Raw genomic sequence first — 19,922 nt, 5'->3', positions numbered from 1 at the left:
GATGGGTCGTCGTATTATGCTTATTCCCATTTCTACGGGCGTTGGTTTGACGTCGGTGTCTGTAGGAATCGTCCGAGCACTGGAACAAAAAGCGGTAAAAGTAAATTTCTTTAAGCCAATTGCACAACCTCGCAAAGATGAAGTCGGCCCTGAAAAGTCAACACTCATCGTTCAGCAAGGTTCTACTATTGCCCCACCCACGCCGTTTGGGCTGAGCTACGCTGAGCAAATGATAGGTGATGGTAAAGGCGATGATTTGTTGGAAGAAATTGTGGAGCGCTTTGAAGGCACAGTACAAGACGATGAAGTTGCCATCATTGAAGGAATGGTTCCTACCCGTCGTCAACCTTACGCTGGCCGTGTAAACCGCGAGATTGCGCAAACACTAGGTGCAGATATCGTGTTTGTCTTAACGCCGGGTAATGACTCTATCGACGAGCTTGAAGACCGCTTAGAGATTGCTGCTGGCAATTATGGCGGTGTAAACCACCCTCGCGTATTGGGGTGTATTTTCAATAAAGTGAATGCACCGCTGGATGAAGATGGCAGAGCGCGCGCCGATCTGGTTGATCAATACAAACCAGAAGAACTTGAAAACGAGATGAATCGTTTGGCATCGCTACCTATTTTCAGAAAACACCCATTTCAACTTTTAGGTGCCATACCATGGGACTTTGACTTAGTAGCGCCGCGAGTTATCGACTTAAGCAATTATTTAAAAGCCGAAATCATCAATGCGGGTGATATGGAGCACCGTCGTCTGCGCCGTGTTACTTTTTGTGCAAGAACGGTATCGAACATTCTTAACCACTTTACGCCAGGTGCCCTGTTAGTTACTCCTGGCGATCGTTCAGATATCTTAGTCGCTGCGTGTTTATCGGCCATGAATGGCACCAAGATTGGCGCTATCTTGTTAACTGGTGGATTCAAACCAGAAGAGAAGATCATGACCTTATGCGAGCAAGCGATGGATACAGGTCTACCTATCCTTGCTACTGAGGCTGATACTTGGCGCACTTCTTTGCTATTACACAATTTCAATATGGAAGTACCCAGCGATGACGAGCAGCGCATCGAGCGCGTAAAGCAGCACAACGCCCGTCACATCGATAGCGAGTGGCTGGAAAGTTTGGCCAAAGGGGTCGCAAAAACCCGCAAACTCTCCCCTCCTGCGTTTCGTTACCTGCTGACTGATTTAGCTAGGCGTGCGAGCAAAACCATTGTGCTGCCTGAAGGTAATGAGCCGAGAACAATTAAAGCGGCTGCTATCTGTGGTGCGCGAAATATCGCTAAAACCGTACTGCTTGGAGATAGAGAAGAGATTGAACGTATCGCACAGCAACAAGGTGTTGAGCTTAATGAAAACGTGACTATCTTATCTCCTGAAGAAGAGCTGCAAAAGTACATTGCGCCTATGGTTGAGCTACGTAAAAACAAAGGCCTAACCGAGGTCGTTGCGGCAGAGCAACTGCAAGATAACGTCGTGCTCGGCACCATGATGTTAGCCGAAGGCCAAGTTGATGGCTTAGTATCTGGTGCGGTAAATACCACCGCCAATACTATTCGCCCACCCCTGCAGTTAATCAAAACGGCACCAGGCGCGTCGTTGGTAAGCTCAGTATTTTTCATGCTGCTACCGGACCAAGTGCTAGTATACGGTGACTGTGCAATTAACCCAGATCCAACGGCAGAACAGTTAGCAGATATCGCAATTCAATCTGCAGATTCCGCTGCAGCATTCGGCATTGAACCTCGCGTTGCCATGATCAGTTACAGCACAGGAACATCTGGACAAGGTGCAGATGTAGAAAAAGTGCGTGAAGCCACCGAGATCGCACAAAAGAAACGCCCTGATCTCGATATTGACGGGCCGCTGCAATACGATGCTGCCATTATGGAAAATGTCGCACGTAAAAAAGCGCCAAACAGCAAAGTCGCTGGTAAAGCAACGGTATTTGTCTTCCCAGATTTAAATACAGGTAACACCACATACAAGGCGGTGCAGCGAAGTGCTGAACTTGTTAGCATCGGACCTATGTTACAAGGTATGCGTAAGCCTGTTAACGACCTAAGCCGCGGGGCTTTGGTTGATGACATAGTATACACCATTGCCTTGACTGCTATTCAGGCAACACAAATCGAAGAATAATCTTTATACCAAGGGCTCAATGCATGAGCCCTTTTCTTTTTCATCTCACTAATCCTTTCTTTTGCCTAGAATTCAGGCGAACGCTCTGGTCTTTAAATTGACTTCGCTATACTATGAATTATACCAATTGGTATTTTTCCAAAAACAAGGGTTGGTAATGTCAAAGCAAACGCTGCAATTGCTCAAACAAGAATTTACGATACATAGCTTGGATTGCGATGACGCTGTTCCACAAGCAGTGTTAAACAGTGAAATCTTTTTTATTGCCAAAACTGAGGATGAACTCTCTATAGTTTGCGCGTCAGATATCGCAGTCAGTAGCCTCGCGGCTGAAAGTCATTGGAGAGCATTGGAAGTCGTGGGCCCGCTGGGGTTTTCGCTTACGGGAATTATGGCCAATATTTCTGGTGTGCTAGCAAAGTCCAACGTCTCTATTTTTACGTTATCAACGTACGATACCGATTACATTCTGGTAAAAGAAAGCCAAATCCAGCAAGCGATGCAAGCACTTAAAAAAGATGGATATTTATTACTTTGATTGAACTCTCACCACCAATCCAATATCGGCCAATATCCCAAATCGCAAACCCTATTGCCCATATTCCAAGTCCCTTTTCTGGCAAAGTCTTACCGCTAAGTACATATCCAAACGCGGCGATTGCGTCAGGTATGTTAGGGATTGGTGTTTGTGTACAAATGCGCGTGCCTTTGCTGCTATCTCCTTGTAACGGAAAACTAATCCAGATCAGAAAAAATAACTGCGAATACATTTTACACGCCAATAACGGCTTAAAAATGTTACTGAGCTTAGAAATCGGCAATGAATTTGCCAAACCCGAATATCTCAAAGCAAACAGCTTTGGCAAAACCACGGTAAAGCTTGGAGAGCCGCTATGCTTTTTTGATATTCCACTCAGTGAAGCAAAAACCATGGCCGCCATTGTGCTACTCAATGCACAAAAGCTTGGTGCGTGTTATTATCCTTTAAAACAAGTATCTGCGGCCAAAGAGCCGATAATCACAATTGCAAGGGCGTGTGCTTTATGACAATCACAATGTATGGGATCAGCAACTGCGATACCATTAAAAAAGCCAAAAAATATCTTCAAGACAACAATATCGAATTCACCTTTCACGACTACCGCAAAGATGGATTAGACGAAGCTCTACTCACCGCTTTTATTGATCAACTTGGCTGGGAAAACGTGTTAAACAAACGCGGGACCACATACCGAGCTCTTAGTGAAGAACAAAAACAAAATCTCGATGCGCAGTCAGCGAAACAACACCTTTTGGCGACACCAGCCATGATAAAACGTCCTATTTTGCAGTACCAAGGTCAATATCACTTGGGTTTTAAAGCTGCACAGTATGATGAGATTTTTGCCTAATGAGCGAAGTAGTTAAGCTCGCTCAAGCTCTGATCCAAAGGGCTTCTGTTACACCTGATGATGCTGGTTGCCAACAATTAATAAATGAACGCTTGGCAAAGCTTGGCTTTACCATCGAAGAACACTTCTTTGTTGATACGCTCAACACGTGGGCACGAAAAGGCGACAGCGGACCACATTTTTGCTTTGCTGGACACACAGATGTAGTACCGGTTGGTGACGAGAGTCAATGGCAGCACCCGCCATTTGCTGCAGAGATTGAAAATGACATGTTACATGGCCGCGGAGCTGCTGACATGAAAGGCTCACTTGCAGCTATGGTCGTGGCAACGGAAAGGTTTATCGAAAAACACCCCAACCACAAAGGGTCATTGTCTTTTTTGATAACCTCTGATGAGGAAGGTCCTTTCGTGAACGGCACAACTCGAGTTGTAGATTTATTAGAAGCCCGAAACGAAAAAATTGATATGTGCTTGGTTGGTGAACCTTCATCACGTCATGAGCTTGGCGACGTAGTAAAAAATGGTCGTCGCGGTTCACTCACCGGACACCTAAAAGTGATTGGAAAACAAGGTCACGTAGCCTACCCTCATCTCGCTAAAAACCCCATTCACTTGTCTGCGGCGGCGATTGCTGAACTCAGTCAAACCGAGTGGGATCAAGGGAATGCATTTTTCCCCGCAACAAGCTTCCAAGTTTCCAATATCAATGGCGGAACTGGAGCTGGCAATGTGATACCGGGCTCTTTGCAAGTACAGTTTAACTTTCGCTTTAGCACTGAAGTTACAGCCGATGAGCTCAAACAACGTGTTATTGCAATTTTAGACAAGCATCAACTTGATTATGAGCTTAATTGGATACTGAATGGGCTACCGTTTTTAACAGAGCCAGGCCCATTGCTCGATGTGACGATTGCAGCCATCAAAGAAGTGACGGGAATGCAAACCACACCGGAAACTTCAGGTGGCACATCTGATGGCCGATTTATTGCCCAAACGGGATGTAAAGTAATTGAGCTTGGTCCAATTAATGCCACAATCCATCAAGTCGATGAATGCGTGAGTTGCAAAGACTTAGATCAATTGGCCTTAGTCTATGAAAAGATCTTGGAGAAGTTACTTGCCTAGCCGCTATATGCTTACAAGCGCTGAATGCAGCGCTTGTGGCGTTAATGAATCACATCTGGTTTTTTACCATGGCCGCCATGTGCATAGCGCAATCGTTTCCGATCTCAACGCCCTCTCACAAGCTGCAAAAAAGGCAGGTTTTGAATTCTACATGGCGTCCGCATATCGAGGGTTTGAAAGGCAAAAAGCGATTTGGAATAGCAAGTTTGCGATGCGCCGTCCTGTTTTTGATATCTCTAACCAAGAGGTAGAACTGAGCAACCTCTCAGACATCGACAAAGTAAAAGCAATTATGTTGTTCTCCGCCCTACCTAGTGCTAGCCGCCACCATTTGGGTACTGATCTGGATGTGTTCGCCAAAAACCTTGTACCGACAGGACAATCACTACAACTAGAACCATGGGAATACCAGCAAGATGGACATCAGCACGAATTTTCGCTGTGGCTTGATGCGCATTTAGCAACTTTTGGTTTCTACCGGCCTTATGATTGCTATCGAGGGGGAGTTGCCGCGGAGCCTTGGCATATTAGCCACCAGCTAACGGCATCAAAACTTGCCACGTTGCAGTCCGTTGATGCGATTGATGCCGTGCTGAAACGCAGCGATATCAAAGGTAAAGGCGCAATATTGGCGAATCTCAGCGCACTACATCAGCAATTTATCACCAATGTAGCGCAGCCATAACGACTGATCCGAGCTTAAGTTACTTAGACTAGAAACGAAAGGTTATTTGTTTTTGTCGTGGATAGCGTCAAGCCTAGCCAGTAGACTTGAGGTATCAAAACGGTTGCCGCCAAGCGCTTGAACATCCGCATAATATTGATCCACTAAAGCTGTAAGCGCCAAATTTGCGCCGTTACTTCTTGACTCGTCTAGTGCAATGCCTAAATCTTTTCTCATCCAATCGACTGCAAAACCAAAGTCATATTCGCCTGCCAACATGGTTTTATAACGATTCTCCATTTGCCAAGAGCCAGCTGCACCCTTAGCAATCGTTTCAATTACCTTTTCACCATCAAGACCCGCCTTTTTAGCAAAGTGTAAGCCTTCTGCGAGCCCCTGTACCACACCTGCGATACAAATCTGATTGACCATTTTACAAAGCTGCCCAGCCCCCACTTCTCCAATTAATTGGCTAAAGCGAGCAAACGCGGCCATGATTGGTTGTGCTTTTTCAAACGTACTTTCGCCTCCTCCAACCATCACCGTTAACACGCCATTTTCTGCACCAGCCTGACCACCAGATACAGGGGCATCTAAGAATTCAACTTGTAATTTTCTGGCTTCTTGCGCTATTTCACGGGCAACTTTTGCAGATGTTGTCGTATGGTCAACTATCACCGCTCCCGGCTTTACCCCCGCTAACACACCACTCTCGCCATATACGACTGAGCGTAAATCGTCATCATTGCCAACACACATAAACACAAAATCACAGTCAGTCGCTGCATCTTTAGGTGTAACTGCAAAGTTGCCAGTATACTCAGCGGCCCATTTTTCGGCTTTGCTGGTAGTACGATTGTATACCGTGACTTGGTAACCCGCCTTTTGCAAATGCCCAGCCATTGGATACCCCATGACGCCTAATCCTATAAATGCGACTTTCACTGACATATTTCTGTCCTATTTCGTTGTTATCTTAATAAGAATGGAGTTTTTATACCCGACCACCTCTGTCATAGCAAATGAAAAAACCGCTTTGATACCGAATAACATGAATAAATCACACGGAGCCTGAAAGGATGGAGAATATTTATCGTTTTAGTGCACAGCTTATTGATGGCCAAGTTTTGCCATTACAGTCCTTAGCGGGAAGACCGCTATTGATCGTTAACATTGCGAGCAAATGTAGCTTTGCTCCGCAACTGTCTGCACTTGAAAAGCTATACAGCAAATACAAACCTTTTGGATTTGAGGTATTGGCCTTTCCTTGTAATCAGTTCGGTCGCAATGAACCACTTGAAGATGAAATGCTTAAAGAGTTTTACAATACACATTTCAATTTAAGCTTTAAGATCTGTACTAAAACACAAGTCAACGGACCTGATGCACATCCATTATTTAGCTATTTAAAATCTCACACCCGTGGTATCGCGCAAAACCGCGCAATTAAATGGAATTTTACCAAGTTTCTAATAAACTCTGAAGGCATGCTAGTATCAAGATATGCCCCAAGAACAAAACCAGAAACGCTTAAGTCAGTGATAGAGAGCCACATTAATCATGAGAATCGCCCTATTCAGTTCGCAAAACTATGAAGTGCCGTTTTTTGAGCAAGCCGTAAATACCTACTCAGAACTTGAAATAAGTTTTATTAGTGAGTCACTCAATGAAAAAACGGTTTCGCTGTGTCAGCACTATGACGCGGTTTGTGTATTTGTAAACGATACTGTAAATGCACAAGTGATTGATAAACTGGCTGACTATGGCGTTAAAACCATCGCCCTACGCTGCGCAGGTTTCAATAACGTTGATATTCAACAGGCAAAACAGCGTGACATAAAGGTTGTCCGTGTTCCAGCCTACAGCCCAGAAGCGGTTGCAGAACACTGTATCGCGTTGATGCTAACGCTCAGCCGCAAGACACATAAGGCCTACAATCGAGTTCGAGAAGATAATTTTGATCTCAACGGCTTACTCGGTTTTAATATTTACAATAAAACGGTTGGTATCATCGGCTGTGGCAAAATTGGCCAAGCCTTAGTCAGTATCTTAAACGGCTTTGGTGCCAATGTCCTAGTTTATGACCCAAACATAGGGGAAGGTCCTTATACCTTGGTCTCTCTAGATATCTTACTGGCGCAATCGGATATTATTAGCCTACACTGTCCGCTTAATGAACATACTCATCATATTATTGATGATGCTGCGTTTGCCAAAATGAAAGCGGGTGCCATGCTTATTAACACTAGTAGAGGCGCCCTGTTAGATAGCAAAGCCTGTATCGCCGCGCTTAAGTCTAAACGACTCGGTTACCTCGGCTTAGATGTATATGAGCAAGAGTCAGAGCTATTTTTTAAAAACCACAGTGAAGAAATAATTCAAGACGATGTTTTCTCGCGTTTGGTTAGCTTCCCCAATGTGCTAGTTACTGGACATCAAGGTTTTTTTACCAAAGAAGCACTAAAACAGATTGCAACAATAACCTGTGAAAACCTCGACGCAGCAAGACTTGAAAGGCCACTGACAAACCAAGTAGTCTGATTTCAGAAACCAAAAAAAGAGCATATCAGCCATGATGTGCTCTTTTGGTTACTTCAAAGTCGGGGGGAAGTAATTTGATTTATGCTTTACTCTTCAATTCAGCCGTAACCTGAGCCAAACCTACTTCTGAGATTCTCATCGTGATTTCTTTTTGCTTAGCGCTCAATAAAGAAATACCCTCAGCAACCATGTCATACACTTTCCAGTCTCCATCTTTGCTTTGACGAAACTTAAAATGCATGTCTATATCTGGTTTTGATTGCTCTCTTATTACCACCTTTACCGTCGCAAAATCAGCACCATCAGAAACTGGTAACTCTTCAAACAATACGTCTTGGCCTTTGTACTGTAAAAGTGCATTAGCGTAGGTAGATACAAGATAGTTATCAACCGCACCAATAAACTCGATGGCTTCGTCTCTTTTTAGCCCTTTAATATGTTTACCAAGCAATTTAAAAGATACAAACTTCACATCGATGTGTGGCATCAAGCGACTACGTACTATGCCCTTCATCTGAGTTTCAGTTGCTTTGCCATCTTGATTAACCGTTTTTATATCAGCAAATAGCTTATCGCCAACTTGGTTAATTAATTCATAAGGTGTGTCATTCGCAAACGCGACACCTGAGAAGATGAGAAAACTGAAAATAACAAGTAACTTTTTCATTGTTTAATCCTTATTAAACTGATGACACTAGTCTATCCAATTTGACGAGTGCAAATAAACATATCAATTCGCACCAAATTGATGCCCCTCCGACATCAATTAACGCAATGTAAAATTTCGCCTTACGATGACAATGACTCTTTATGAAGTCGTAAAGGAAAGGCGTATTCCCTTCATGGCGAGGTCTGAAGGGAAGTATACGGTGTTCAAGCGATGAAAAATGTCAGAAATTGTATCAATTTATTTGGACGCTGAGCCTAGCGAATGTAGCCAAGCTCAGTATTGTTGCGTAAAGGGGATAAATTATTGTTGCTAGTGGGGACTACAGTTTCATATCTGCCGCAAAAAACGTGATGTTATCGTTGCTTTCTAGCTTTTTCAGCGTTTCAATTATCGCATCATGCTGCGGTGAAATTGATTCAAGTTGCTGCAAAGTAATTTCATTTTTTTCAAGCTTTTCAGCCAGAGTATTGCCAATAAATGCCATTCTCTGCTGCGCACAAACACTATTAGAAAGCCAACTACCACACAAAGAAACGATGCCTATGTTTGGCGCTTTCTTCATTAAGACGTGTTGCTCAATAGCAGGTAATCCCGCTAAGCAACTTACTCGACCACAAAATATCAAATGCGAAATCAATTGTTGGGTATGTGTACCTGTTAAATCTAGTGCGCCTTGCACCTCTGCTGCACCAAAATGAAGCTGCAGGGCATCGGCTAAGCCGGCAAAGTCAGACTGGGTATAGACGAGATCTGCACCTAGCTTTTCAAGCAGCTTTTTATATTTAGACTCGGAACATGCCGCCACCCCAAGCCCCACCTGTTTGGCAAATTGTATTGCCATTTGGCCAACTGGATGATGAGCTGATTCGATTAAAATCGTATCACCTGTATTCAGTTGAAGCTTAAATAGCGCAATCAATGCACACATAGCAGGTGCGATTGCCGCTGAGGCGAGCTTACCATCAACATTTTCTGGTAGTACAGTAAGTGCGTGACTTGGCACCAAGGCAAATTCACTCATCGTGCCTTGCTCTCGAATGTCTCCATGCCAAAAAACCCGCGTACCTGGTTCTGGAAATCCCGTTTTACATGCTTTTTCCACAACACCCACAGCATCCACACCAAACACTCTATTCGGTGTTTCTTCACAGGGACAATTGGCCACTTTGGTATCGATAAAGCTTAAACCAACGTATTCAACTTTGACCAAGACTTGATCATCGGTTGCCTCAGGTAAGTTAATTTCTCCCTGCTCGAAGGTAAGTCCATTTGTGTGATTGAATCGGACTGCTTTCATCATATGCCTTTGCGTTAGGTTAAAAATAAAGTAGTGAGACTAGATTCATTAAACCATTGTTAGCATGTTGCCACAACTTTATTAGTGTAAATATGCCCCTCGCAATTCCAATTGTTTAGTGTCACAATGGCATCAGTCTTAGTGAACTTTCTCGCATTATGGATATTAGCAGCAGATTATTAATCTTTTTAGACGTTGTAGAGCGTGGTTCCTTTGCCAGTGCCGCACAACTGAGAAATATCGATCGCTCTGTCATTTCAAAGCAGATGACCAAGCTGGAAGAGGAACTCGGTGTAAGATTAATGAATCGTACGACTCGTTCCTTCTCGCTCACCTCTGCAGGTTCCGAGATGGTGAAAAAGGCAGAAGAGCTAAGGCTGCTACTAAACGACACTCAGCGCATCGCACAGAATTATCACACCGAGCCTAAAGGTTTGCTTAAAATTGCCAGCTCAACTGTGGTAGGTCGACGCTACGTACAACCTGTTATCAATGACTTTCAAAAACGTTTTCCTCATGTTGAGGTTGAACTTAGGCTTGAAGACAGACTCGTGGACTTAGTGGGTGAAGGCTTTGATTTAGCTTTTCGTGTCGGCGAGCCGAAAGATTCATCACTTATCGCCCGCAGAATTGCACGCAATCGATTGCTCATATTAGCAAGCCCGACGTTCTTAAAAACTCATGGCACGCCAAACTCGCTTGAGGAGCTCAGCGAATTACCTGCAGCAACCTACGCCAGTGATGCGTTAAGGTTTACCAGTATCACCTATCAAGACGAGCAAGGCATCGAGCAGCAAATGCCTGTAAAGAGTATCTTCAGAACCAACGACGGAGATACATTGATGGAAAGTGTGCTGTCTGGTACCTGTTATATTGTTGCACCAGCCTTTCTAGTCGGTAAAGAAATTACTGAAGGCAAATTACAACCGATTTTAACTAACACAAAACTGGTCGATTTTGCTGCGATGTATGCGCTCTATCCTCATCGTGATTTACCAGTCAGAACTAGGCTGTTCCTTGATGCATTCCGTGCATATATCGGTGAAGAAACCCCAATATGGGAAACAGAGATCCCTGGATTTGAACAAATGTACGGTTTTATCCCACCTAAGCCGATGTTAACTTTCTAGTCGACAGCAATTTATTCGTATATCTGGATATCAAGCTTTTTGCAGAGAGAGGTTATAGACCTCATCCGTCTAACCTTTTCATTGCGCCTTTCACCATATTCTGGGAATTAATCCACTTTACGCATTCGCTTAGCGAAAGTGGTTCACATATCTGAAAGCCCTGAATATACGGACAATTCAAGCTATACAAATACTGCAAACAAGCATCGCTTTCAACACCCTCAGCAACAATACTGCAGTTCAATTTACGTGCTAAAAACATACTGGTTTCTACTATGGCTTGATCTTTTTCACTTTCATGACTTAGCCTTACAAACGAACCGTCTATTTTGATCTGCGAAATTGGTAACTCTTTTAAAATAGAAAATGAAGAAAAACCAGTGCCGAAGTCATCAATACTCACTGCAAATCCCATATCTATTAATGTTTCAATTAGGCTTCTCGCTTTTTCCACTTCTTCCATTACGGTGCTTTCTGTAAGCTCAAATACTATATGAGTTGGGTCGACTCGGTGAGTATCCAGTAGCATAGCAAGGGTATTAATTAGATTCTGTTCAGCAAAATCTTGGCAGGAAAGGTTGATATGCACAACTAACTTGTCATCTATTTCAATCAATATTGCAAGGTCTTGGAATACACGGTTAATCACAAATGCACTCAGCTGCCGGATAAGATTATTACGCTCCGCTAACTCAATAAACTGATCTGGCATTATCATTGTACCGTCGGGCTGAGGCCACCTTAGTAGCGCTTCTACTCCATGAATATCACCACTTTGAGAACACACTATCGGTTGATAATAGAGCGCCAATTCACCTCGAGCGAGCGCAACTTTGAGATTAGCTAAAAGTTGGAACTCGGCCTCAATTCCCTCATGAAGCTCTTCATCAAAGATGACGATGCTTTGACGGCTATGCTTGGCCGAATACATGGCGATATCAGCTTGCTTCAAAAGGTCAAACACATCAAGTTGGCGCGATTTAGTCCATAAGCTTGCTCCTGCGCTGTAGGTCACATCCAGTTGTAACTCCTCAATTTCTATCCCAGACTTTAATTCGCTCAGTAGTGCATTGTTTTGAGAGTAAATACAGTTTACGTCTGTAACGTCCATCAGGATAATGAATTCATCGCCGCCCATGCGATATAACTTGCTACGAGGAAGCAGTGCTGCACGCATTTTGTGTGCAAGTTCCACCAACAATTTATCACCAAAGAAGTGCCCTTTTGCATCGTTGATCTGCTTAAAATTATTCAGATCAACCAAGATAACACTAAAGTCGAGCTGCTGATGCTTACGTTCATTAATGGCGTCAATGCAGCGCTGGCGATTCTCTAAATCCGTTAAAAAATCATGTTCAGCGTTATATTTGGCCTGCGTTGCAATTTCATTTAATTCTTGCAGACTTGTTAGACTTAGACAATTCACCACAAAAACAAAAATGGAGCCAAGAAACAGGATTAAACTTAAGCCTTGCTCAATGAAACTAGCGCTATTGTGATCGTACAGAAAGTAGGCAAAGCTCAAGTATCCGAGTTCAAACAGAGCCATAAGAATTAACAACACTCGCCACCCGACCGAAGAGGTTAATCGACATATTTTAAAGGCCGGTGAAAAAGCTAATCCCATGATAAAGCTGCCAGCTAATACTAATATAAGTGCAATCAAAGGAGTCGTCGTGCATGGAATACAATGGTTAGAGTATAGATTATAAATCTGCCCTTGCTCGGGACAGGCTAAATTATTCAACAATTGGTGGGGAATTTAGTAGCGGACTTGGCAGCCCGCTCACATAGACCAGTTGGCCTTGATTAAAAGTTAGTCTGCACTTTTTAGAATTCGGTAAAGTTGATCTTTTAACCACAGTCTCTTTTTCTTCAGTGACTCAAGATACTCATCACTTGAGTGCTCTACACCGTCTTCAATTCGAATAACTTCATTGTCTACTTCATGATAATCTTTAAAAAGTTTTGAGAAATGTCCATCAGACAGTTTTAATTCATGAATTCTGTCTTTAAACTCTGGCAGTTCTTTAGCTAGGCTGTGGCGTTCAATATTCATCGTTTTATTCCCATAAATAGCTAGGTAATCTGAGTTTGGGTATAAATCTCAGATTAAGGCTGAAAATGCATTTGAGTTTAGGGTAGACCCAATCAATGCGCCGTTAGTGACAGTGATTTCGAATACATTTTTTGAAGTTACTGTCTGATTGGGCCTGTTTCCATAGTACGCTGCCACCTTCTTTGAGTATTGATCTAACGCAAATCACATTCAGTTATAAACAATCAAAGTTTTTGTCGTTTCTTTATACTGTTCGTGATACAAAATCGAGGACCTTTGACCACATTCTTAGGGTTTCTCGCAAAGTCGCTAGCCGCCTAGATGCAATTGTTGTAAAATGTCGGCGTTTCTAAGCAAATCTATCTAGCAACTTTTGAGGAAAACCTGTGAGCGAACAAAAACAGTCTCTTAGTTATAAAGACGCTGGCGTTGACATCGATGCGGGCAACGCATTGGTCGAAAGAATTAAAGGCGTAGTGAAAAAAACTCGTCGCCCAGAAGTAATGGGTGGCATTGGTGGTTTTGGTGCACTATGCGAACTTCCAACTGGATATAAAGAGCCTGTTTTGGTTGCTGGCACTGACGGTGTTGGTACTAAGCTACGCTTAGCTATCGATTTGAAAAAGCACGACACAGTAGGTATTGACCTAGTTGCTATGTGTGTTAACGATCTTATTGTCCAAGGCGCTGAACCCCTATTTTTCTTGGACTACTATGCTACAGGCAAGTTAGACGTTGATGTTGCGGCGGACGTAGTATCTGGTATTGGTAAAGGATGCGAGCTTTCTGGTTGTGCGCTTATCGGTGGTGAAACGGCTGAAATGCCAGGCATGTACGAAGGCGATGACTACGATATGGCAGGCTTTTGTACTGGCGTGGTAGAGAAGTCTAAAATCATTGATGGAACTAAAGTTGCGGCTGGCAATCAGCTAATTGCACTAGGTTCAAGCGGTCCGCACTCAAACGGCTACTCTCTAATCCGTAAAGTACTAGAAGTATCTGGCGCAGACACTAACGCAGAGTTCGAAGGCAAAACCCTAGGCGAGCACCTGCTAGAACCAACGCGTATCTACGTGAAGCAAATCTTAGCGCTATTAAAAGAAGTTGATGTTCACGCACTTTCTCATATCACTGGCGGCGGTTTTTGGGAAAACATCCCTCGTGTGCTACCTGAGTCAGCAAAAGCGGTGATTAAAGGTGATAGCTGGCAATGGCCTGCAATCTTCAACTGGTTACAAGAAAACGGTAACATTGCAACGCACGAAATGTACCGCACATTCAACTGTGGTGTTGGCATGATCTTAGTTGTTCCTGCTGACAAGCTTGAACAAAGCCTTGAAATCCTGAAAGCACAAGGCGAAAACGCTTGGCACATCGGTGAAATTCAAGACGCTCAGGCTGGTGAAGAGCAAGTTGAGATCTTAGGTGGTGCCGAGTAATGGCACCCACTCGCCTTGTTGTTCTGATCTCTGGTAGTGGTTCAAATTTGCAAGCAATCATTGATGCTTGCAAATCTGGCTATATTCAAGGTGAAATTGCAGCCGTTGTCAGTAATAAAGCGGACGCATACGGCCTAACCAGAGCGCAAGAGGCTGGTATAGCGACTTCTGTTTTAGACCATAAGCAATACGCATCTCGTGAAGAGTATGACGTTGCGCTTGGTCAACTAATTGATAGCTTTACACCAGATTTGGTTGTATTAGCTGGATTTATGCGTATTCTAACTCCAAACTTGGTGCAAAAATTTAGAGGAAAAATGTTGAACATTCATCCTTCTTTGTTGCCTAAGTATCAAGGGCTGAACACCCACCAAAGAGCAATCGATGCAAACGATGCAGAACATGGTGCTAGCGTTCACTTTGTCACAGAAGAGTTAGATGGTGGTCCTGTGGTCTGTCAGGCCAAGGTCGCTGTTCTTCCAGATGATACGGCAGAGTCACTGGCGCAACGTGTGCATAAGCAAGAACACATTCTTTATCCTTTGGTGGTCAAATGGTTCAGCGAACAAAGACTAACAATGGAAGCAGACTATGCTGTTTTTGATAACAAAACCTTACCAGTTCAAGGTGCGCCGTACCCAGAAAAATAAAAAATGGAGCGCTGTGCTAATTGGTATTAGCGCTCTACTTTCCACTTCGACATTTGCGAACTCTCTCACTGAATATCACGCCGAATACCAAGTTTCACGCAAAGGTAAGGTTCATGGTAGTGCCACGCGAGACCTCACAAAAATAGCGGATGCAACATACGCTGTACGTTACAAAAGCGATATCGAATGGATGATTTTTTCAGACGTAAGAACTGAAGAATCATTGTTTAAAGTCGCTGAACATACCGTCAGCCCACTACATTACAGTATGACCCGTGAAGGGACTGGTCCAGATAAAAGCTACAAAATTAAGTTTGATCATCAAAACCAAGCAATTACCTCCAGTGAAGAAAAGTATCCACTGAAAGTGAAGTGGCTTGAGAATCAGCAAGATTTAATTAGTTATCAAGTACAGCTGCGAGAGGATTTAAAGGCGGGAAAGACCAAGTTTAGCTATCCTATCATAGACAAAAAAGGCGACCAGCGAAGCTATGATTTTGAGGTGGCTGGCGAGGAAATGATCACTCTACCTTTTGGCAACGTCAAAACCATCAAAGTTAAACGCGTTTATGATGATAGCGATCGTCAAGCCATTGCTTGGTTTGCACCAAGTTATGATCATATGCTGGTTAAAATGTACAAAGGTAAAGATGGTATGGAGCAGTTTCAGATAGAGCTTAAAACCTACCAACCCAAATCAGAGAGTTGATAGCTACATCGTTAACTCATCAAGGCGGCTCAACTAGGCCGCCTTTGCTTACAAAAACTCAGAACTACACCTTCTCACCTAATTTGAATAAAGCAAACTCGCCGGGCTCAAGTTTCTGCCACTGTTCATCGTTGGTCAGCGGTCGAGTCGCAATAACAGTGACAACATCATCTGGTGTGGTTTCCTTTTGAAAATCCACCACCATATCCGCATCAATTAAGGTAGCCTTACCAAATGGGGCTCTACGGGTTATCCAATGTAGATTATTGGTGCAATACGCCAACACATAAATACCATCGGTTATCAACATGTTGAATACCCCTTTGTCTCTCAATGTGTGCGCTAGCTTTGCGATATACCTGAAAACTGAGATCATGTTTGACGGACGACTTGGGTATTTTTCTCTTACTTTGTCCAAAATCCAGCAAAAGGCAAGTTCACTGTCTGTATTCCCAACAGATCGATAGAAGTCAGTTTTTAAATCTTTATAGTCCGAAAGCTGGCCATTGTGAGCATAAGTGATCTCCCGACCCCATAATTCTCGAGTAAATGGGTGGGTATTTTCAAGACAAGTCCGCCCCCTATTTCCCTGTCGAATATGACTTATTACAGACACGCTTTTAATCGGATATGCTTTGACTAGTTTAGCAATTTCAGACTGACAGCTAGGCTCTGGATCTTTAAAGGTTCGACATCCTTTCCCCTCGTAAAAGGTGATACCCCAGCCATCTTTGTGAGGACCCGTATTACCACCGCGCTCCAACAACCCAGAAAAGCTAAAACAAATATCCGTCGGTACGTTCGCCGACATCCCCAAAAGCTCACACATAAATCACTTAAACCCTAAATATCATAAAGTTATGATTAAAATACAAATCACAAATATCAAAAGGTCACACGTTTGGTCACACTTATGACTAGTAGCTCGATTATCGTAGATAGTCATACTACTGAATTATTGGCGGTAAGTTTATCATGTATCTCTGTGTCTTTACCTTTTAAATTCAACTACCTTGAGAGCGGTATTAATACGATTATTTTGAATGACTATCGGACTGTTCTCATCTAGAAAGCACTTTATTGGTTGAAAACCTTAATGACCACCCCAAGTTGACTGATAGATGGATCACATAGACACAAAGTAGATTACGAACTGAGGATTACTTCGCAATATCTAACCAAGTGCCACCCGTAAGCGTATCTAGATCATGCGCTTTTAACTCAAAAACCGAGTTGGGCGTGCCTGCCGCAGCCCAAATACGATCGTATTGCTTTAAATCTTTATCAATTATCGTCAACACAGAGTCAGTGTGCGCCACAGGAGGCACACCGCCAATGGCAAAACCGGTTTTTCCCCGCACAAAGTTTGCGTTCGCTTTTTCGAGCTTTACATTAATTGCTGCTTCCACTTTTTTCACGGACACTTGGTTGCTACCAGAAGCAATTATCAAGACCGCCTTTTCAGTATTGCTATCTTTAAATATCAGAGACTTGGCGATTTGAGACTCAGTGCAACCAATCGCATTTGCAGCATCTTTCGCGGTACGAGTAGAGTCTGCAAGCTCTGTAACGGTGAAGTTATGCCCATGACTGGCTAGGAACTCTTGAACACGTATTGATGAGGATTTTAACGGCTGTGACATTCAATTGCTCTTCCATGCTATGGTAGTTAAAACCAATCTAACAGCTAGTGAGCGGATTTTAAACATCATGTATGTTTTATACTATTTGTGATATCAGGCTAACCCTATCTCGGGGGTAGCATTGAAAAATATCCGAGTATCCCATTAAGAGAAACTCGGATCATGGCTGTATATAAACACTCAAGATATTAAGTTCAGTAAAGTCTATATTGTTACCACATGCCATTGATACGCAAGGCTAGCGCCAGCCAATGAGCATGCTAATAAAAAGTTCATTACCTCTTTTGAGCTAAGTGAACGAGACTCCCGAGAAAAATGCTTAGCATGTAATCTCATACCTAGTGGTTGCAATTCTTTTTCATGTTTTGGCAATGCTATCAATCCAGCAAGTAGCATGACTAAACAAAGCATATAACTACCTTGCACGATAAAGAATAGAGTAAGTGAAAATGCGGTGACAGAAAAAATCCAAGAAATGAATTTGAACATAGCAGCTCCGTTTGCTATCAGTGTTACCAGTTCGATTTTACAATCATCAAGCTGGCTAGTTTCTAATTTTAATACGGAGTTTAGAGTTATTAGTTTAAAAGCACAAGCAGACTAAAGTATTAGCCCTTATTTTCGAACAATGCCTTCATAAATTCATAGAATGCCTCTGCCTTGCGTGTCTTCAGCGAGTGCTGAGGCCTGACAAACCAAATAGGTGCGTCGTCACTTTCGAGACAACCTGGAATTATAGGCACTAACTCACCTCTTTTTAGGTTATCTCTGATGGCAATGTGAGATTTAACTGCAATACCATGCCCAGCTAGGGCAGCAGAAGTCATATTGTCTGAGTTTGAAATCGTAAAACGAGTTTTTGCGTTAAAGTGTACAATTCTACCGTTTGGTTCTTTTAACTTAAATTCTCGTTGCCAATGTAAGCATACAAAAAAGTGGTTTTGTAATTCGCTGATATTATCAGGCATGCCATAGCGGTCAATATAGCTCGGCGCTGCACATAATATCCGATGGTTATCGCATAGTTTTCTCGCCAACAACCCAGAATCAGCCAATTGTCCAACGCGTATCGCTACATCTTGAGCACCTTCAACTATGTTTACAAACTGATCGTTGATCAGGAAATCGAGTGCTAATTGCGGATGCGCTTGCTCAAATTGACTTAGATTTGGCATCACAAATTGTGAAAACACCCAAGGCGGCATAGTGACACGAAGTAACCCGCTCACCGCTGAGCCCCTTGCACCTATTTCGTGCTCAGCATCATAAAGCGCCTCTAATATATGCTCCACCCGCTCTCTAAAAGTACTTCCGGCTGGGGACAATGTTAGCGTACGACTATCTCTAAACAGCAAAGTCATGCCTAAATGTTGCTCTAACTTGTTAAGACGATGACTAACTGTCGCAGGCGAGAGTCTCAATTGCTTCGCAGCATTAACCACTCCTTGATGTTTAATAATAGCTAAGAATGTTTCGAGTTCAGCGATTGAATACATGTCGATTTAGTTTTTTCGAATCTTGCTTTCGAATATGCGCGCTTTGTTTAAATTTATCAAATAAATATACTGCTTCTCATCGCAACTAAATTGGAATTATCAATGAAACGCACCTTAATTAGTCTATTCGTTATGTTAGGAGGCCTAATGCCGAATATTAGCCAAGCCAACTCAAAGGTTGAACGCCCGGAAGTTATTTTCTTCGATGTCAATGAAACCTTACTTGATTTAGAGTCAATGAATAAGCCGGTTAGCCAAGTTTTAGGTGGCGATGAGTCCCTATTAGCCCTTTGGTTTTCCACTATGCTACATCACTCGTTAGTGACTACAGTAAGTGGTGATTATCAAGATTTTGGCAAGATAGGCGTTGCCGCGCTACAAATGGTTGCAAAAAACAAAGGCCTAACGATAACTGACGCACAAGCTAAACAAGCAATCGTGCCCGCTCTGCTCTCTTTGCCCCCGCATAAAGACGTCATTCCCGCGCTAAAACAGCTCAAGCAAGCTGGGTTTAAACTCGTGAGTTTAACCAATTCATCGAATGCGGGGGTTAAAGCGCAGTTTGAAAATGCCGGTCTAATTACCTATTTTGACCAACGCTTGAGTATTGAAGACATCAAAGTGTATAAGCCCGACCTTAGAGCCTACGAATGGGCGTTACAGCAATTAAATATTCGTCCAGACCAAGCGCTAATGGTGGCGGCTCACGGCTGGGATGTTGCCGGCGCTAAAGCCGCGGGCATGCACACAGCATTTATTGCAAGACCACAAAAGCAGCTCTACCCACTGGCAAAGACACCAGATTACGTGCTACCTGACTTAACAAGTTTGGCTGACGAGCTCATCACTTCTGGAAACGAGTAACATTGGAAAGTATCAGCTGGCACCTTGATACCAGCTGATAAAAATGCTCAGCATGCTTTATCTACATAATAAATGTACTAGATTTAAGGAGGT

General features: G+C 43.1%; 22 protein-coding genes. 13 read left to right on the top strand and 9 right to left on the bottom strand.

The annotated features are described in order from the left end of the window. The first annotated feature begins 1 nt into the window (after position 1). From pta to DS891_RS01945, 6 genes are all read left to right on the top strand, one after another. Positions 2 to 2,149 carry a phosphate acetyltransferase gene (pta, locus tag DS891_RS01970; protein ID WP_174169075.1) on the top strand — a complete coding sequence of 716 codons (2,148 nt, stop codon included), beginning with the start codon at positions 2 to 4 and terminating at the stop codon, positions 2,147 to 2,149. A gap of 157 nt (positions 2,150 to 2,306) precedes the next feature. Further along, complete coding sequence (locus DS891_RS01965) at positions 2,307 to 2,687, top strand: ACT domain-containing protein (protein ID WP_010605048.1); 381 nt, start codon at positions 2,307 to 2,309, stop codon at positions 2,685 to 2,687. Beyond that, a complete protein-coding gene (locus tag DS891_RS01960) occupies positions 2,684 to 3,196 on the top strand; it encodes a PTS glucose transporter subunit IIA (protein ID WP_174168711.1) in 513 nt (170 codons plus the stop codon). Before DS891_RS01965 ends, DS891_RS01960 begins: the two co-directional genes overlap by 4 nt. After that, positions 3,193 to 3,540, top strand: coding sequence for an ArsC family reductase (locus DS891_RS01955; RefSeq protein ID WP_010605050.1), 348 nt, complete (start codon positions 3,193 to 3,195; stop codon positions 3,538 to 3,540). Before DS891_RS01960 ends, DS891_RS01955 begins: the two co-directional genes overlap by 4 nt. Beyond that, on the top strand, positions 3,540 to 4,667 hold the full coding sequence (gene dapE, locus DS891_RS01950) for a succinyl-diaminopimelate desuccinylase (protein WP_010605051.1): 1,128 nt from the start codon (positions 3,540 to 3,542) through the stop codon (positions 4,665 to 4,667). Before DS891_RS01955 ends, dapE begins: the two co-directional genes overlap by 1 nt. Further along, positions 4,660 to 5,352: a M15 family metallopeptidase gene (locus tag DS891_RS01945; protein ID WP_102056990.1), complete on the top strand. Its 693-nt coding sequence runs from the start codon at positions 4,660 to 4,662 to the stop codon at positions 5,350 to 5,352. The genes dapE and DS891_RS01945 overlap by 8 nt, the downstream gene beginning before the upstream one ends. A 42-nt stretch (positions 5,353 to 5,394) precedes the next feature. Here the strand turns inward: DS891_RS01945 and DS891_RS01940 are convergent, their stop codons facing one another. Next, on the bottom strand, positions 5,395 to 6,282 hold the full coding sequence (locus tag DS891_RS01940) for an NAD(P)-dependent oxidoreductase (RefSeq protein ID WP_102056992.1): 888 nt from the start codon (positions 6,280 to 6,282) through the stop codon (positions 5,395 to 5,397). A gap of 128 nt (positions 6,283 to 6,410) precedes the next feature. Here DS891_RS01940 and DS891_RS01935 point away from each other — a divergent pair, with 128 nt between their 5' ends. Next, positions 6,411 to 6,926 (top strand): glutathione peroxidase, encoded by a 516-nt coding sequence (locus DS891_RS01935; RefSeq protein ID WP_010373899.1) that lies wholly within the window; start codon positions 6,411 to 6,413, stop codon positions 6,924 to 6,926. Then, a complete protein-coding gene (locus DS891_RS01930) occupies positions 6,892 to 7,872 on the top strand; it encodes a 2-hydroxyacid dehydrogenase (RefSeq protein WP_174168710.1) in 981 nt (326 codons plus the stop codon). Before DS891_RS01935 ends, DS891_RS01930 begins: the two co-directional genes overlap by 35 nt. A gap of 79 nt (positions 7,873 to 7,951) precedes the next feature. Here DS891_RS01930 and DS891_RS01925 read toward each other — a convergent pair whose 3' ends face one another. Beyond that, complete coding sequence (locus DS891_RS01925) at positions 7,952 to 8,539, bottom strand: phospholipid-binding protein MlaC (protein ID WP_010373895.1); 588 nt, start codon at positions 8,537 to 8,539, stop codon at positions 7,952 to 7,954. A gap of 322 nt (positions 8,540 to 8,861) precedes the next feature. Then, complete coding sequence (locus DS891_RS01920; protein ID WP_227387048.1) at positions 8,862 to 9,842, bottom strand: zinc-binding dehydrogenase; 981 nt, start codon at positions 9,840 to 9,842, stop codon at positions 8,862 to 8,864. A gap of 155 nt (positions 9,843 to 9,997) precedes the next feature. Between DS891_RS01920 and DS891_RS01915 the strand changes: the two genes are divergently transcribed. Beyond that, entirely contained in the window at positions 9,998 to 10,969 is a 972-nt protein-coding gene (locus tag DS891_RS01915; protein WP_010605058.1) for a LysR substrate-binding domain-containing protein, read from the top strand. Between the two features lie 61 nt (positions 10,970 to 11,030). On the opposite strand, the gene DS891_RS01910 is transcribed toward DS891_RS01915, so the two are convergent. Together DS891_RS01910 and DS891_RS01905 are read right to left on the bottom strand one after the other, a co-directional pair. Next, positions 11,031 to 12,533, bottom strand: a complete 1,503-nt coding sequence (locus DS891_RS01910) for a bifunctional diguanylate cyclase/phosphodiesterase (protein ID WP_233525162.1) — start codon at positions 12,531 to 12,533, stop codon at positions 11,031 to 11,033. A gap of 252 nt (positions 12,534 to 12,785) precedes the next feature. Continuing rightward, positions 12,786 to 13,028, bottom strand: a complete 243-nt coding sequence (locus tag DS891_RS01905; RefSeq protein ID WP_010373888.1) for a YdcH family protein — start codon at positions 13,026 to 13,028, stop codon at positions 12,786 to 12,788. A 386-nt stretch (positions 13,029 to 13,414) separates the two neighbouring features. Here DS891_RS01905 and purM point away from each other — a divergent pair, with 386 nt between their 5' ends. Genes purM through DS891_RS01890 form a run of 3 tightly spaced genes read left to right on the top strand, consistent with a single transcriptional unit; the run spans position 13,415 to position 15,826 of the window. Next, entirely contained in the window at positions 13,415 to 14,467 is a 1,053-nt protein-coding gene (gene purM / locus DS891_RS01900) for a phosphoribosylformylglycinamidine cyclo-ligase (RefSeq protein ID WP_102056995.1), read from the top strand. After that, the gene (gene purN / locus DS891_RS01895) at positions 14,467 to 15,117 is read left to right on the top strand and encodes a phosphoribosylglycinamide formyltransferase (protein ID WP_017219541.1); all 651 of its coding nucleotides are present in this window, start codon (positions 14,467 to 14,469) and stop codon (positions 15,115 to 15,117) included. Before purM ends, purN begins: the two co-directional genes overlap by 1 nt. Before the next feature lie 13 nt (positions 15,118 to 15,130). Next, positions 15,131 to 15,826, top strand: coding sequence for a DUF3108 domain-containing protein (locus DS891_RS01890; RefSeq protein ID WP_019647394.1), 696 nt, complete (start codon positions 15,131 to 15,133; stop codon positions 15,824 to 15,826). 64 nt (positions 15,827 to 15,890) lie between these two features. Here DS891_RS01890 and DS891_RS01885 read toward each other — a convergent pair whose 3' ends face one another. The 4 genes from DS891_RS01885 to DS891_RS01870 form a co-directional block, all read right to left on the bottom strand. Beyond that, positions 15,891 to 16,655: a class II glutamine amidotransferase gene (locus DS891_RS01885; RefSeq protein WP_174168709.1), complete on the bottom strand. Its 765-nt coding sequence runs from the start codon at positions 16,653 to 16,655 to the stop codon at positions 15,891 to 15,893. Between the two features lie 331 nt (positions 16,656 to 16,986). After that, positions 16,987 to 17,469: a YbaK/EbsC family protein gene (locus tag DS891_RS01880; protein ID WP_174168708.1), complete on the bottom strand. Its 483-nt coding sequence runs from the start codon at positions 17,467 to 17,469 to the stop codon at positions 16,987 to 16,989. A 204-nt stretch (positions 17,470 to 17,673) separates the two neighbouring features. Next, positions 17,674 to 17,958, bottom strand: a complete 285-nt coding sequence (locus DS891_RS01875; protein ID WP_010605066.1) for a hypothetical protein — start codon at positions 17,956 to 17,958, stop codon at positions 17,674 to 17,676. A gap of 119 nt (positions 17,959 to 18,077) precedes the next feature. Further along, positions 18,078 to 18,965 (bottom strand): LysR family transcriptional regulator, encoded by an 888-nt coding sequence (locus DS891_RS01870; protein ID WP_174168707.1) that lies wholly within the window; start codon positions 18,963 to 18,965, stop codon positions 18,078 to 18,080. A gap of 147 nt (positions 18,966 to 19,112) precedes the next feature. On the opposite strand from DS891_RS01870, the gene DS891_RS01865 reads away from it, so the two are divergent. Continuing rightward, on the top strand, positions 19,113 to 19,829 hold the full coding sequence (locus DS891_RS01865; protein WP_174168705.1) for a haloacid dehalogenase type II: 717 nt from the start codon (positions 19,113 to 19,115) through the stop codon (positions 19,827 to 19,829). The last annotated feature ends 93 nt before the right edge of the window (positions 19,830 to 19,922 follow it).

This window comes from Pseudoalteromonas sp. JC28, assembly GCF_013319255.1.
GTDB lineage: Bacteria > Pseudomonadota > Gammaproteobacteria > Enterobacterales > Alteromonadaceae > Pseudoalteromonas.
The sequence above is the reverse complement of the archived record's forward strand: the minus strand, read 5'-3'. Positions and strand labels throughout refer to the sequence as shown.

What these genes read in the sequence shown, in the direction of transcription:
- pta (WP_174169075.1), top strand. Translation starts at nt 2, where the DNA reads ATGGGTCGTCGTATTATGCTTATTCCCATTTCTACGGGCGTTGGTTTG.
- DS891_RS01965 (WP_010605048.1), top strand. Translation starts at nt 2,307, where the DNA reads ATGTCAAAGCAAACGCTGCAATTGCTCAAACAAGAATTTACGATACAT.
- DS891_RS01955 (WP_010605050.1), top strand. Translation starts at nt 3,193, where the DNA reads ATGACAATCACAATGTATGGGATCAGCAACTGCGATACCATTAAAAAA.
- dapE (WP_010605051.1), top strand. Translation starts at nt 3,540, where the DNA reads ATGAGCGAAGTAGTTAAGCTCGCTCAAGCTCTGATCCAAAGGGCTTCT.
- DS891_RS01940 (WP_102056992.1), bottom strand. Translation starts at nt 6,282, where the DNA reads ATGTCAGTGAAAGTCGCATTTATAGGATTAGGCGTCATGGGGTATCCA.
- DS891_RS01935 (WP_010373899.1), top strand. Translation starts at nt 6,411, where the DNA reads ATGGAGAATATTTATCGTTTTAGTGCACAGCTTATTGATGGCCAAGTT.
- DS891_RS01930 (WP_174168710.1), top strand. Translation starts at nt 6,892, where the DNA reads ATGAGAATCGCCCTATTCAGTTCGCAAAACTATGAAGTGCCGTTTTTT.
- DS891_RS01925 (WP_010373895.1), bottom strand. Translation starts at nt 8,539, where the DNA reads ATGAAAAAGTTACTTGTTATTTTCAGTTTTCTCATCTTCTCAGGTGTC.
- DS891_RS01920 (WP_227387048.1), bottom strand. Translation starts at nt 9,842, where the DNA reads ATGATGAAAGCAGTCCGATTCAATCACACAAATGGACTTACCTTCGAG.
- DS891_RS01915 (WP_010605058.1), top strand. Translation starts at nt 9,998, where the DNA reads ATGGATATTAGCAGCAGATTATTAATCTTTTTAGACGTTGTAGAGCGT.
- DS891_RS01905 (WP_010373888.1), bottom strand. Translation starts at nt 13,028, where the DNA reads ATGAATATTGAACGCCACAGCCTAGCTAAAGAACTGCCAGAGTTTAAA.
- purN (WP_017219541.1), top strand. Translation starts at nt 14,467, where the DNA reads ATGGCACCCACTCGCCTTGTTGTTCTGATCTCTGGTAGTGGTTCAAAT.
- DS891_RS01885 (WP_174168709.1), bottom strand. Translation starts at nt 16,655, where the DNA reads ATGTGTGAGCTTTTGGGGATGTCGGCGAACGTACCGACGGATATTTGT.
- DS891_RS01880 (WP_174168708.1), bottom strand. Translation starts at nt 17,469, where the DNA reads ATGTCACAGCCGTTAAAATCCTCATCAATACGTGTTCAAGAGTTCCTA.
- DS891_RS01875 (WP_010605066.1), bottom strand. Translation starts at nt 17,958, where the DNA reads ATGTTCAAATTCATTTCTTGGATTTTTTCTGTCACCGCATTTTCACTT.
- DS891_RS01870 (WP_174168707.1), bottom strand. Translation starts at nt 18,965, where the DNA reads ATGTATTCAATCGCTGAACTCGAAACATTCTTAGCTATTATTAAACAT.
- DS891_RS01865 (WP_174168705.1), top strand. Translation starts at nt 19,113, where the DNA reads ATGCCGAATATTAGCCAAGCCAACTCAAAGGTTGAACGCCCGGAAGTT.